Origin of the sequence: Klebsiella sp. BIGb0138, from assembly GCF_004342285.1 — a bacterium.
GTDB lineage: Bacteria > Pseudomonadota > Gammaproteobacteria > Enterobacterales > Enterobacteriaceae > Klebsiella.
In genome coordinates this window covers 289,117-301,491 of record NZ_SMCV01000003.1, presented here as the reverse complement: position 1 = coordinate 301,491, position 12,375 = coordinate 289,117, and the positions used below count along the sequence as shown (strand labels likewise).

At 55.1% G+C, this 12,375-nt stretch carries 13 protein-coding genes, 1 tRNA gene and 4 pseudogenes; 7 read left to right on the top strand and 11 right to left on the bottom strand.

Annotated features, from left to right (window positions below; translation table 11 throughout):
* Window positions 1-18 precede the first annotated feature (18 nt).
* The gene (locus EDF73_RS09540) at window positions 19-1,305 is read right to left on the bottom strand and encodes a citrate synthase (protein ID WP_132728589.1); all 1,287 of its coding nucleotides are present in this window, start codon (window positions 1,303-1,305) and stop codon (window positions 19-21) included.
* A gap of 172 nt (window positions 1,306-1,477) precedes the next feature.
* Here EDF73_RS09540 and EDF73_RS09535 point away from each other — a divergent pair, with 172 nt between their 5' ends.
* Complete coding sequence (locus tag EDF73_RS09535) at window positions 1,478-1,828, top strand: DUF1304 domain-containing protein (RefSeq protein ID WP_132728587.1); 351 nt, start codon at window positions 1,478-1,480, stop codon at window positions 1,826-1,828.
* A gap of 57 nt (window positions 1,829-1,885) precedes the next feature.
* Here the strand turns inward: EDF73_RS09535 and EDF73_RS09530 are convergent, their stop codons facing one another.
* Window positions 1,886-2,071 (bottom strand): hypothetical protein, encoded by a 186-nt coding sequence (locus EDF73_RS09530; RefSeq protein ID WP_132728585.1) that lies wholly within the window; start codon window positions 2,069-2,071, stop codon window positions 1,886-1,888.
* Between the two features lie 166 nt (window positions 2,072-2,237).
* Window positions 2,238-3,074 (bottom strand): alpha/beta hydrolase, encoded by an 837-nt coding sequence (locus EDF73_RS09525; RefSeq protein ID WP_132729015.1) that lies wholly within the window; start codon window positions 3,072-3,074, stop codon window positions 2,238-2,240.
* 261 nt (window positions 3,075-3,335) lie between these two features.
* On the opposite strand from EDF73_RS09525, the gene EDF73_RS09520 reads away from it, so the two are divergent.
* A complete protein-coding gene (locus EDF73_RS09520; RefSeq protein ID WP_132728583.1) occupies window positions 3,336-4,325 on the top strand; it encodes a GlxA family transcriptional regulator in 990 nt (329 codons plus the stop codon).
* Window positions 4,326-4,432: 107 nt separating this feature from the next.
* On the opposite strand, the gene EDF73_RS09515 is transcribed toward EDF73_RS09520, so the two are convergent.
* Window positions 4,433-5,329: a DMT family transporter gene (locus tag EDF73_RS09515; protein WP_132728581.1), complete on the bottom strand. Its 897-nt coding sequence runs from the start codon at window positions 5,327-5,329 to the stop codon at window positions 4,433-4,435.
* A 112-nt stretch (window positions 5,330-5,441) separates the two neighbouring features.
* Here EDF73_RS09515 and gcvA point away from each other — a divergent pair, with 112 nt between their 5' ends.
* A complete protein-coding gene (gcvA, locus tag EDF73_RS09510) occupies window positions 5,442-6,320 on the top strand; it encodes a transcriptional regulator GcvA (RefSeq protein ID WP_132728579.1) in 879 nt (292 codons plus the stop codon).
* A 146-nt stretch (window positions 6,321-6,466) separates the two neighbouring features.
* Here gcvA and EDF73_RS09505 read toward each other — a convergent pair.
* Together EDF73_RS09505 and EDF73_RS09500 are read right to left on the bottom strand one after the other, a co-directional pair.
* A pseudogene (locus EDF73_RS09505) lies at window positions 6,467-6,628 on the bottom strand (transposase); the annotation flags it as partial.
* A 107-nt stretch (window positions 6,629-6,735) separates the two neighbouring features.
* A complete protein-coding gene (locus EDF73_RS09500; protein ID WP_132728577.1) occupies window positions 6,736-7,302 on the bottom strand; it encodes a class I SAM-dependent methyltransferase in 567 nt (188 codons plus the stop codon).
* Between the two features lie 86 nt (window positions 7,303-7,388).
* Here EDF73_RS09500 and EDF73_RS09495 point away from each other — a divergent pair, with 86 nt between their 5' ends.
* Window positions 7,389-7,883, top strand: a complete 495-nt coding sequence (locus tag EDF73_RS09495) for a MarR family transcriptional regulator (protein ID WP_132728575.1) — start codon at window positions 7,389-7,391, stop codon at window positions 7,881-7,883.
* 207 nt (window positions 7,884-8,090) lie between these two features.
* On the opposite strand, the pseudogene EDF73_RS09490 reads toward EDF73_RS09495, so the two are convergent.
* A pseudogene (locus EDF73_RS09490) lies at window positions 8,091-8,363 on the bottom strand (PerC family transcriptional regulator); the annotation flags it as partial.
* Window positions 8,303-8,658 (bottom strand): annotated as a pseudogene (locus EDF73_RS09485) (single-stranded DNA-binding protein). The pseudogenes EDF73_RS09490 and EDF73_RS09485, both read right to left, overlap by 61 nt.
* On the opposite strand from EDF73_RS09485, the pseudogene EDF73_RS09480 reads away from it, so the two are divergent.
* Window positions 8,612-8,788: pseudogene (locus EDF73_RS09480) on the top strand (integrase); the annotation flags it as partial. The pseudogenes EDF73_RS09485 and EDF73_RS09480 sit on opposite strands and share 47 nt — an antisense overlap.
* Window positions 8,789-8,803: 15 nt before the next feature.
* On the opposite strand, the gene EDF73_RS09475 reads toward EDF73_RS09480, so the two are convergent.
* Window positions 8,804-8,880, bottom strand: a tRNA-Arg gene (locus EDF73_RS09475).
* A 354-nt stretch (window positions 8,881-9,234) separates the two neighbouring features.
* On the opposite strand from EDF73_RS09475, the gene folD reads away from it, so the two are divergent.
* Both folD and ybcJ read left to right on the top strand, forming a co-directional pair.
* Window positions 9,235-10,101: a bifunctional methylenetetrahydrofolate dehydrogenase/methenyltetrahydrofolate cyclohydrolase FolD gene (gene folD, locus EDF73_RS09470; protein WP_123755776.1), complete on the top strand. Its 867-nt coding sequence runs from the start codon at window positions 9,235-9,237 to the stop codon at window positions 10,099-10,101.
* Between the two features lies 1 nt (window position 10,102).
* On the top strand, window positions 10,103-10,315 hold the full coding sequence (ybcJ, locus tag EDF73_RS09465; RefSeq protein ID WP_004858878.1) for a ribosome-associated protein YbcJ: 213 nt from the start codon (window positions 10,103-10,105) through the stop codon (window positions 10,313-10,315).
* Between the two features lie 61 nt (window positions 10,316-10,376).
* Here the strand turns inward: ybcJ and EDF73_RS09460 are convergent, their stop codons facing one another.
* Window positions 10,377-11,090, bottom strand: a complete 714-nt coding sequence (locus EDF73_RS09460; protein WP_132728574.1) for an MgtC/SapB family protein — start codon at window positions 11,088-11,090, stop codon at window positions 10,377-10,379.
* A 9-nt stretch (window positions 11,091-11,099) separates the two neighbouring features.
* On the bottom strand, window positions 11,100-12,362 hold the full coding sequence (locus EDF73_RS09455; RefSeq protein WP_132728572.1) for an MFS transporter: 1,263 nt from the start codon (window positions 12,360-12,362) through the stop codon (window positions 11,100-11,102).
* Between the last annotated feature and the right edge of the window lie 13 nt (window positions 12,363-12,375).

The window sequence follows — 12,375 nt, the reverse complement described above, 5'->3', positions numbered from 1 at the left end:
TCTCACCGGGCCATATCGCTATTTCCCGCCGCGGCGGGAAACATAATCCCGCGGAGCTTCCCCGGTATAGATCTGACGCGGGCGGTAAATATTGAGCGGCGCTTCGTGCATCTCATTCCAGTGCGCCACCCATCCCAACGTGCGCCCTACCGCGGTAATCACCACAAACATCGAAGGGGGCAATCCTATCGCCTTCAGGATGACGGCAGTATAAAAATCGACGCTGGGCGAGAGTCCGTTCTCAACAAAATACGGGTCGTTCAACGCCACCTCTTCAAGAGTCATCGCCACCTGAAGTAGCCGATCGGACATCCCCAGCTCCGCCAGCACCCGATGGCAGGTTTCACGCATAATCGCGGCACGAGGATCGCGATATTTATAGCGTGAATGGCCAAAGCCCAGACGGCGAAAAGCCTGTGGGTCCCTTTTCGCCCGGCTCATGAAAGCCGGCACCTGGTCTGCGGTCTCTATTTCCCCCAGCATACGCATGCTGGCCTCGTTGGCACCGCCATGCATTGGCCCCCACAGCGAAGCCAGACCGGCGGCCACACAGGCGAACAGATTCGCCCCGGAAGATCCTGCCGCTCGCACCGTGGTCGTGGAGGCGCACTGCCCATGGTCAGCATGCAGCACCAGAATCTGGTTCATCGCCTGTTCAATGACCGGATTAACCTGGTATTTTTCCGCCGGGATCGCAAACAACATATGCAAAAAATTTCCGGCATACGAGAGGTCATTTTTGGGGTATACCGCCGGCTGCTCGATGGAAAATTTATAGCTCATTGCCGCAAGAGTGGGCATTTTGGAGAGCAAACGCGTGGCGGCCAGAGCGCGGTGCTCAGGGTTTTCAACATCCAACACATCGTGGTAGAACGCCGCCAGCGCGCCAACCATGGCGCACATCAGCGCCATCGGATGGGAGTCGCGACGAAAGCCGCTGCACATTTTCGACATCTGTTCATGCACCAGCGTATGGCGGGTAATTTTTTCGCGAAAGACCTGATAGCTCGCCTCATCGGGCGCCTCGCCGTACAGCATAATCCAGGCGACCTCCAGGAACTCGCACTCCCGGGCCAGTTGTTCAACCGGATAGCCGCGGTGCAGCAGAATGCTGTTGTCGGTATCAATATAGGAAATAGCCGACTGGCACCCCGCGGTGTTTTTGAAACCGGGATCGAAGCTATATATCCCGGACGGAGCCAGATCGCGGATATCAACGCTCACCTGCCCAAGCGTCCCGGACACCGTATTCAGGGGAATCGCCTGCTGTTCATCTAAAGAAAGTATTAACGGTTTCGTTCCCATCCTGTAAATTCCCCCTATGCGGCAAGCCTGTTAGTAACCTGAAGCGATTCTCCAGGCAGAATTGCCAACATAGCCAGTGTGATGCGGCTATTCTTTGATATAAACAGCCAAAAGCGCCATAAATACGGGTTTTACCTGTACTCACCCGGCGCTCTCTCCAGTAAGGACTATTGTGTTAGCTAATACGCTTATTTTTATCGTCGCCGCAATCCACATCTACATTCTGATCCTTGAGATGTTTTTATGGCAGCGCAAGGCGGGTCGGAAGGCATTTAACCTGAGCGCGGACTTTGCACGCGACACCCGGGTGCTGGCCGCCAATCAGGGCCTGTACAACGGTTTTTTAGCCGCCGGTTTGCTGTGGGGGCTGTGGGGCGCGGAGAACGGATTTGAGTTTAAACTGTTCTTTCTGAGCTGCGTACTGGTGGCCGGAGTTTACGGCGCCGCGACCGCCAGCAGAAAAATACTTTATGTGCAGGCGCTTCCGGCCCTGGCGGCGCTGATTGCCATGGGCGTCAGCTAATCTGGATGGTTCAGAAGACCGCGTAGCGAACGGGGGCCCGGGGAGGTCGGTGGGGGATCATAGATAGCGTTCAAACTGCCACGCGGCAAAGGCCACCAGCACAAACAACGCGATCGTCACCAGCCCCAGCAGACGACGCCCGGTGTACAACAACGCCCCAGCCGCCACGGCGATAAGCGTTAAGGTCACCGGCCAGCAGGCCAGCGCGGTAAGGTAAGCAATTATCAGGTAATCCTTTATCATGCTATCAGTTCCTTGAGCGAGTCGTGGCATTCAGAAGATCTCTGCCCGGCTGAGCGCGTCAGTCATCCCCGGCCAGAGATCGCCTCGTCATACCAACATGCTCCAGCCCGCTTAGCAAGAGGCCAGACCCGCGACGGCAGGCGAGTCTGGCTCATCCCGCACGGAGTCAGGATTTTACAAACGCCAGCAGGTCCGGGTTAATCTGCTCAGGGTGGGTAGCAAACATCCCATGCGACAGCCCCGGGTAAGTTTTCAGCGTGCCGTGTTTCAGCAGTTTAATCGCCTTACGCGCAGCGTCATCAATTGGCACCACCTGATCATCTTCGCCATGCATCACCAGCACCGGCACCTCGATGGCTTTCAGATCCTCGGTAAAGTCGGTTTCAGAGAAAGCGGCGATACAGTCATATTGCGCTTTCGCGCCGCCTGCCATGCCCTGGCGCCACCAGTTATCGATCAGACCCTGGCTGACCTTCGCTCCCGGGCGGTTGAAGCCGTAGAACGGGCCCGACGGCACGTCGATAAAGAATTGCGCGCGGTTGCTGGCCAGCGCAGCACGAAAACCGTCGAATACCGATAACGGCAGCCCTTCCGGGTTCGCGGCCGTTTTTAACATAATTGGCGGCACCGCGCCCATCAATACCGCCTTCGCCACGCGCCCTTTTTCCGCCCTGGCGACATAGCGCGCCACCTCGCCGCCGCCGGTGGAGTGACCAATATGGATGGCATTTTTCAGATCCAGCGCGCTGACGAGCTCAGCGACGTCGGCCGCGTAGGTATTCATCTCGTTGCCGGTATCGGTCTGATCGGAACGTCCGTGGCCGCGGCGGTCATGGGCTATTACCCGATAGCCCTGAGATAAAAAGAATAACATCTGGTTGTCCCAGTCGTCGGCGCTTAACGGCCAGCCGTGGTGAAAGACGATGGGTTGCGCATTTTTGGGACCCCAGTCTTTGTAGAAAATACGGGTACCGTCTTTGGTGGTGATGATGCCGTTGCTCATGGAAATATCTCCTGTCGGTGATGAGAGTGATGTCATGCCCCGGGCGAAAGGCGAGAGTGCAAGCCCGATACCGGCTGACAGCGTGCCACTGAGGATCAGCAGGCGTCGCCGTGAAATCGCAAACTGTTCAGGTACTGAGTGTGGCATACGTACTCCTTATCGTTCAGATCATCGCTGTTGTTGTCCGATGGGGCTATTGTCAGGAAATACGGCGAGAGATAGAATTGTCAAAAATGACACTATAAGAGTCAAAAGTGACAAATGAAAAAATCTGTTGAAAATACGGTTGTGGCCGAGATTGGTCTGCTGATCTATCCCGATTGCCAGCTGGCGGCGGTCTATGGATTGACGGATATGTTCAGGATCGCGGCGGACTGGGCGGTGAGCATTTCCGGCGAGGAACAGGTTCGCGCTATCCGGGTGTCGCACTGGCAGGTCATGCCAGACACCCATACCGTGGAATGCGTCTGGGACAGCCATCCGGAGACGCCGCATCGTCTGAGCCACGCCATCGCCCCGCCCAGCCTGGTCATGCCGGCCCGGATGAGGCCCATGACGGCGCCCGCCGCCTGGATGAGCGCCCTGTACCATGATGGCGTCACGCTGTGTTCGGTCTGCGCGGGGGCCTTCGTGCTGGCGGAAACCGGGCTGATCGATCATCGCCGCGCCACCACCCACTGGGCGTTTGCGCAGACGCTGTCGGAACGGTTCCCGGAAATAGAGGTAGCGGCGGAAAATATGGTTATCGACGATGGCGATATCATCACCGCTGGCGGCATTCTGGCCTGGACCGATCTCGGCCTGACGCTGATCGAGAAACTGTTGGGAACCGGGACAATGCTGGCCACGGCACGGTTTTTACTCATTGACCCGCCCCGCCGCAAACAGAATACCTACTCGGCGTTTATCCCTCATTTCGAGCACGGCGACCGCGAGATTCTGCGCGTCCAGCATCATCTGCATGCTCATTATTCCGCGCACCAAAGCATTGATGACATGGCGGAGCTGGCGAGAATGACTCCGCGCACCTTTCTGCGCCGATTTCAGAAAGCGACCGGCGTGCGGCCAACGGAATATTTGCAGCAGGTCCGCATCATGAAAGCGCGGGATGCTCTGGAGCTATCGGGGCGCTCAGCGGACCGGATTGCCTGGGAAGTGGGATACACCGACCCGTCAGCGTTCCGCAAGATTTTCCGTAAAATCACCGGTGTCACCCCCAGCCAGTACCGGGAACGTTTTGGGCTGGAATAAGGGGCTACCGGCGCCTGACGCCGCCTTCGGCATATTCCCGTGCGTTGGCGGTTTAGGGTGGGAAGCATCGCACGGCGTTAATGCTATGACGCGGTTTACTCAGGCAGTCAGCCAGTCCCCCCCACTCTCGGCGGGCTAATAATGAGCCACTGTGCCAGCCCCACCAGCAGCGTCCCGACAATAAAGGCGCTATCCACCGTCTCCCCCAGACACAGATAGCCCCACATCACCGCAAATGGCGGGATCATAAAGGTCACCGAAAGCGAGCGCAGAGGACCAATATCGGCGATCAGACGAAAGTAAAGGAGATAACCCACAGCGGTGCAGACCACCCCGAGAATAATGATTGCCCCCCAGGGGGATAATTGTTGCCATTCCACTGCCGGGCCGTACCAGCATGTCCAGATGAAAAAAGGTAACAGGAACAGCGTCGCGCCGATCTGACTGCCAAAGGCAATCAGCCCTGACGCCATACCGCCTTGCTGGTGGATCGCTCTGCGGGTCAGAAACCCAGCCAGTCCGTAGCAGGCAGTGGCTACCAGGCACGCCGTGACTCCCGCCAGCATCGCCGGACCGCCAGAGCTGGATTCCGGATGAGCTATCACCGCCACGCCGACGGCGCCCAGCGCGGCACCGCTGCCTTTGCGCAAGTTAAGCGGTTCGGCGAAACAGAGCGCGCCGATAAGCACGCCCATTAACGGAGCAGTCGCATTAAGTGTTGCGGAGTAGCCGGCAGGTAGCCATTGTGCCGCGAAGCAGTACATTAAAAAAGGGATCCCGGAGTTGATGATCCCAAGCTTCAGCACGACGGCTAATTTACCATGAAAATGCCATGCAGCGCCGCGGACAAGCAAGATAAGCGCAAGGCCAATGCAGGCGAAAAGTACGCGCAAAAAGGCGCTATTGATTGCACCGAAAACCGGGGTGGTGATACGCATAAACAGAAAGCTGGCCCCCCATAGTGCAGCGAGCAACAGCAGACGGCAGTAATCGCTAAAACGCATAATAAACTCCAGATGGGCACAAGCGGATCGCTACTGTAAAACCGGCGTGCAACGGGCGACAAACGCGTTATTCTTAGACGATTAAGTTTTTCTAAACTCAGGAAGCGTCGGAATGAAATTGCCTCCGCTCAATGCATTGCGCTGCTTTGAGGCCGCTGCGCGTCTGCTCAGCTTGAAGTTGGCCGCTGATGAGCTTTGCGTCACCGCCAGCGCCGTCAGTCAGCAAATCGCCCGCCTGGAGGCGACGTTGAATATCAGCCTTTTCCTGCGGACGCCGCGCCAGCTAAGGCTGACGGAGGCTGGCGAAATCTACCTGCGGGTAATCCAACCCGCATTCCGTCAGATTGCCGCCGCGACGCAACGTCTACAACAGCAACCGGGCCTGGAAAAAGTGACGATCAGCTGTACCAGCGGTTTTGCGATTCAATGGCTGCTACCGCGACTAAAGGATTTTGAAAGGCGCCATCCGGAGATTGAAATACAGATTGGCACCACCAATCGGCGGGTGGATCTGCTCAGCGAAGGGATTGATTTTGCCGTTCGTCACGGCAGCGGCGTTTATCCCGGCCTGCTGTCATATCGTCTGCTGGATGATGAACTGACGCCGGTCTGCAGCCCACGGCTGATCGCACCGCAGCAGAAGCTCTCCTCCGCCCGCCAGCTATTGCAGTTGCCGCTGCTGCATGATGAGCATCGTCTGGACTGGATGCTGTGGTGTCAGATAGCCGGTATTGAGGATAAAAATGCGGCGCGCGGTCCGGTGTTTGTCGATTCGAATGGCGTGATTGAAGCGGCATTAGCCGGGATGGGAGTGGCGCTGTTACGGGCTTCTCTGATTGCGCCCGCACTTGCGCAGAAGCGCCTGATTATTCCGCTGGCGCTACCGGTCGCGTCATCGATAGCCTATCATCTGGTATATCACGAATCAGCGCTGTTATCGCCAGCCAATCGCTGTTTCCACGACTGGCTGCTCAGTATGCGTAAACCGTGAGTCGAACGCTCAGGTGCCGGGAAAGCAGAGGGCATTCGCAGCTTCAAGGGAGCGGGCACTCTGCGGCCTGAAGCATCAGGCCGCGTCTTCCGATGAGATCGGATCATGGCAGGTTTATTAACGACTAAACAAGCCTGCCGCTGTACAAGCGTGGTAGAACCGACATTCATCGCTTCACTGGCTTGTCGATAGGAGTAGCCCTTATCAACAATCAGCTGTGCACATTCCAGCCTGAACTCGGGGGTGAAAGTACGCTTAGTTTTCTTGTTCATTAAGTCACCTGTTTTGTGTTGAGGTGAGAATATCACCTTTAATCAGGTGGCCAAATTTACTGTGCCACTACAATCTGGCCTATATCCTTATTAAGCACCACGTACCGTTTATCCACTCAGCCTCAGAGCCGAGGTGAGAGATTTTAGACACGGGTTAACCAATACCAGTGCGACGAAACCAGCCGTCGCTTGCGGTTTTCGACCCTCGCCAGGCTGAACATTGGTGCGAACGTCGCAGCAATATCCGTCGGAGACATCGACTGCTCGCCAGGGGCATTGTCCATCACCCACATAAGATGGGTAGCCCTTTCGCGGAGTAGCCTCCCCAGCGTGGCCACGTAATGTGCCTGCCCGTCGCGATCCAGACAATGAAAGCAGCCGATATCCACCGACAGATCAAACGGCCCGGTCACGGACGTCATTGTCCGGACATCATCAACAAGGAATTGAGGTCGCACCTGGTCATTGGCCACTCGCTCTTTTGCCTTTTTTATGGCCAGCGCCGAAAAGTCGACTCCGGTGACCTCTAATCCCAGACCAGCCATATAGCGCGAAATTCGGCCGACGCCGCAGCCGAGCTCCAGGGCACGGGCCGGAGTGATCCTGTCGATGAGCTCCTTTACCTCACTGGGAATGCGAAAGTCGCCCCATACAGTGAAAAGGGCTGCGTAGGCTTTATCGAACTCATGGCATGTCGTCGGGGCTTTCATCAAATTCTCCTGTTACATGGATCTTGGAACCAGCCAATTTTTTATATAGCATACTATAAATAAATCCGAATGGAAGATAGCATGCTATGAAAAATCATGACAATACCTGGAACCCTAGCGAACAGCCGACATTCTGGATCAATCATGCTTCGCGGTTGCTTATGCGGGATTTTGAAGCTCGTCTTCGCCCACTTGGCTTTGGAATGGCCTACCTTCCCGTGATCACCGCACTGGAGGAAAATGGACCGCTTCAGCAAAAGCAGCTCGTCGAACTCATCGACGTCGAGCAACCAACGATGGCCGCGCTGCTCTCCAGGATGGAGCGAGACGGCGTGGTTGTCAGAACGCCTCACCCGCACGATCGGCGATCCAGTCGTTTTGAATTATCGGTTACAACCAGACAGCGCGTGCCGGAAGCAAAACAGGTACTTACAGAGATCGCCGAAGCGGCGGTTCGGGGATTTAGTCCTGATGAGCGCTCGGCCTTGCTTTCCGCCCTGCGCCGTGTTGCCGTTAACCTGGGAGAGATGCGGGTTAAGCATCCCTCAGCGCCGGCGGCGGAGTCAGACTCGAATTCCTGAGCACCGTCATTCTGGTGACCAGCCTCGTCCGGAGGTATCCGCATATTCCTATGCGGATACCATCAATTTCGATGCGAACCACCGCGGGAACCCTTTTCTGCTTTACCCGTTGGGCGATCCTCATGCTTTATGTAACGTCCAAACTGACGCGCTACGATGAGCAGCAGCCAATCTCGGTAAGGTACGCAACTATCAGATAATCTTTCATCATGAACCTTTTTTGGGCCCAGTTGTTTTCGTGCTGACTGGCAACCTGAATGCCTCTCCGTTTGGCCGGGCGATACCCATGAGCTGTTGTGTCTCCCTCGCCGCTTTCTGCAGGCAGCTAAAACTTGTTTCTCTGGCTGGCGGGCGTTTTGCTTTCTCCAGACATTTATCACGCCGGCGACCAGCCTTTACCCTGATGAGGTTATCCGTACTTAAATACATGACTTCAGCCCACCTAACGGCAGCCCGACGGTATAATCCCCGCGCTTCAAGAGATTAGCCCGGCGTAGGGCATCCATAGCCTGTCCTTGTTGCCCTGCTTTACCTCCTGGGCGTACCATTCTGGCACTGAGCACACTGTCCGCAATGACCTGACAGCCTTGCTGTGTACCGCCATCCTGACCAGTCCACTGATTAAGTGCATATTGCCTGCCACACTGACAAGATCGCCTTTACGGTGTTTGGCCAGAGCATCAGCCTGCTTACCAAAGGCAATGACACCCAGCCAGAAAGTAGCCTCTCCGTTATCTGTCCTGCAGGAAATGGGGGGATGGGAGAGTATCGAGATGGTACGCCGTTATGCTCACCTGGCACCGAACCACTTGACCGAACACGCACGGAAAATTGACGCCATTTTTGGCGCTAGCGACACAAATACGACACAAGGAGAAAATCAGGCTGGGCTGAAATTAGCGTAAGATATTGATTTTAAATGGTACGCCCTACAGGGTTCGAACCTGTGACCTACGGCTTAGAAGGCCGTTGCTCTATCCAGCTGAGCTAAGGGCGCACTGAGGAAGCGGGAGCTTCGCGGAGTGAAACCGCCTGGAATTATACGGTCAACGCTCGGTGAGTCAATGCATTTTGCCACGAAACTGTTGATGCGTAACTGACTTGTCTACATATCCTGCAAAGGTTGCTCAAGGATTACTCAGCGCCTGTTTTCAGCATGTTGTGCATTTGTGGCAATAAACCGCCAAAATCCCCCATTTAGCCCCTGATACCCCTTTATTTAACGGTGTCTTTAGCCTTCTGTTCGGTCAAAGAGGGATAAAAAATCAAACGAGGACTGACAGCGAGGCCGGCTTCTGACAAAATATCCGCATCCCCCTTTCGTTACGATACAGATGGAATCCTCTCTCTGATGGCAGCAAAAATTATTGACGGTAAAACGATTGCGCAGCAGGTACGCTCTGAGGTCGCGGAAAAAGTGAAGGCCCGTACTGCGGCCGGCAAACGCGCTCCGGGGCTGGCCGTCGTGCTGGTCGGCAGCAACCCGGCCTCGCAGATTTATGTCGGCAGCAAGCGCAAGGCGTGTGAAGAGGTGGGGTTCATCTCCCGCTCATACGATCTCCCGGAAACCACCAGCGAGGCGGAGTTACTGGAGCTTATTGATACGCTGAATGCCGATAACACCATCGACGGCATTCTGGTTCAGTTGCCGCTGCCCGCCGGCATCGACAACGTGAAAGTGCTTGAGCGCATTGCGCCGGACAAAGACGTCGACGGTTTCCACCCGTACAACGTTGGCCGTCTGTGTCAGCGCGCACCGCGCCTGCGCCCGTGTACGCCGCGCGGAATCGTCACGCTGCTTGAGCGTTACAATATCGACACCTATGGCCTGAACGCGGTGGTTATCGGCGCATCCAACATCGTGGGCCGCCCGATGAGCATGGAGCTGCTGCTGGCGGGCTGCACCACCACCGTTACCCATCGCTTTACCAAAAACCTGCGTCAGCATGTCGAAAATGCAGATCTGCTGATCGTCGCGGTCGGTAAGCCGGGCTTTATTCCGGGTGAGTGGATCAAAGAAGGCGCCATCGTGGTTGACGTTGGTATTAACCGCCTGGAAAGCGGCAAAGTGGTCGGTGATGTGGTCTTCGAAGACGCCGCCGAACGCGCTTCTTACATTACGCCTGTACCCGGCGGCGTCGGCCCAATGACTGTCGCAACCCTGATTCAGAACACCCTTCAGGCATGCGAAGAATATCACGACATTCAGGAGGCCTGAGATGGCGAATTTTTCTCTGGGTAAACACCCGCACGTTGAACTGTGCGATCTGCTGAAGCTGGAAGGCTGGAGCGAAAGCGGCGCGCAGGCGAAAATCGCCATCGCCGATGGTCTGGTTAAGGTTGACGGTGCGGTAGAAACCCGCAAACGCTGCAAAATCGTCGCCGGTCAAACGGTGAGCTTTGAAGGCCAGAGCGTCACCGTTACCGCCTGATTAGCACCATGAAAAAAATGCCGCCCCGCCAGAAGGCGGCATTTTTGATTGGACAAACGACTTATTGCTCGAGAGCAACAGCGCTGACGTGATCAATATCACTCAACATACTGTAAAGCTCATGCAAGGTCGTTCGCTTTCTTACCGTTAGCTTGAGATTGACTTCAATTTTATTTTTCTTGATATCGCGGATCGTCATCGCGTCAATAATGTTTTTCTGCTGATTAAGCCTCGCCATAAGCGACGGCAGCCCCTCTTTCTCATTGAGTATCAAACGAACTTTAACCCTCCCCAACTGCTGGTGCGTTAACTGCAGTAAAACAATATACGGGCTGATCTTTATCGCCAGCAGGAACAATGCCGTCGCTAGCAAGGCATGGAAATAGAAACTGGCGCCACAGGCTATGCCCACTCCCGCCGAGGCCCAAACAATCGCCGCGGTGGTCAATCCTGAAATCGCATCGTCGCGACGATGCAAAATCACCCCGGCCCCTAAAAAACCGACCCCGCTAATAATCTGCGCCGCCAGACGCATTGGATCGCTGCGAATATTGGCAGAAATCTCCGCGTAGTACTCTGCAGACTGGATAGACACCACTGTAAGCACGCAGCTGGCAACCGCAATAATCACGCAGGTTTTGAAGCCGACGGGTTTCCCCTTCGATTCTCGCTCCAGGCCAATCACGCCCCCCAAAACAAATGCCGCAACTATCTTAGCTATAGTTTCCAGACGTAGCGGCCCTAACTCATCCAGCAGAGATAACAAGCTATCCATGTTTATTTCCTATAACCGCGGCCCCTTGCGCGCGAGCCAGGGTTTGACCGGTTTCATCGCTACCGGGACTTTCTTTTTGGATAAATCGTCTTTGAAGAAAATAATGAAGAAGGCCGAGACCACGCCGGCAATAATCGCGGAGAAGAACCAGAAACTCTCCCACTGAGGTAATGCCTGAGGCCCTTGTTCGGTAACGGTATTATTGAAGATTTGCCCGCAGATGGTCGAGGCGAACAGCAGGCCAAAACCATTAGAGACGATAAACCGCAGGCTCTGCGCCTGAGCCTTGATCTCAGGCCGCGCTTTGCGGTCCACGTAGATATCGCCAACGGTGAAGAAGAAATCCCAGCAAAAACCTTGCAGCATCAGGCCAATCAATACAAACATCATATTGGAGTCAAGTGCCGCCTGCGAGAAGAACATCGAGCGAATAATCCAGCATACTGCCCCCATCATCAGCGTTACCTTAAAACCGGCTTTCAGCAAGAAGAAGGAGAGCAGGAACATAAAAATGACCTCACAGGCGATCCCTACCTGCATCATTGAAGCCGCGTTATTAAATCCGAGGGCTTTCAGGAACACCGGGATATAGGCGGAATAAGCCGTTTTAGGAATCATCAACACAAAGATACTTAGCATCAGAATGGAGAAGTTGCGATCCTTGAACAACGAGAGTGCATCCAGGCATAGCAGATCGCGCAGGGTGAAAACGCGCCCTTTGGCCTTTGGTGGGGTATCAGGCAAGGTAAAGCAATACAGCCCCAGTGCGACACCAGAAGCCGAAGCAATGTACCAGGTCATGGTATCGTCTGAGTACCCCATCTGCCCGATGATGAAACCAATCGCCATAAAACCAAAAGTACCGAAGACGCGAATCAATGGAAAATACTTCACGCCGTTAATGTGGCTAAAGCTAATGCTGTTGGCCAACGCGGTTGTCGGATAGAACAGTAATCCGACGAAGAAGATCATCAGCAACGTCATGGCGGTGTTATGTGCTTCGATGAACTGCGGTACGCACAGGATCACTCCTGCGTTAATCAGATGCAGGATTGCCATCACCTTCTGGGAAGCAAAGAAGCGATCCGCCACCATACCGATAAATAACGGCGAGAGGATCGTCGCCAGCCCCAGCAGGGCATAAGAAGAGCCGATAATCGTCGCCATGCCATAGGTGCTCAGCACCAGGCCCATCGTCATATTCCAGGCCCCCTGCATGAAGTACTGCACAAACATCATAATCAGCAGACGAGGTGTCTTGTTAAAATCCATGAGCTCGCCCCTA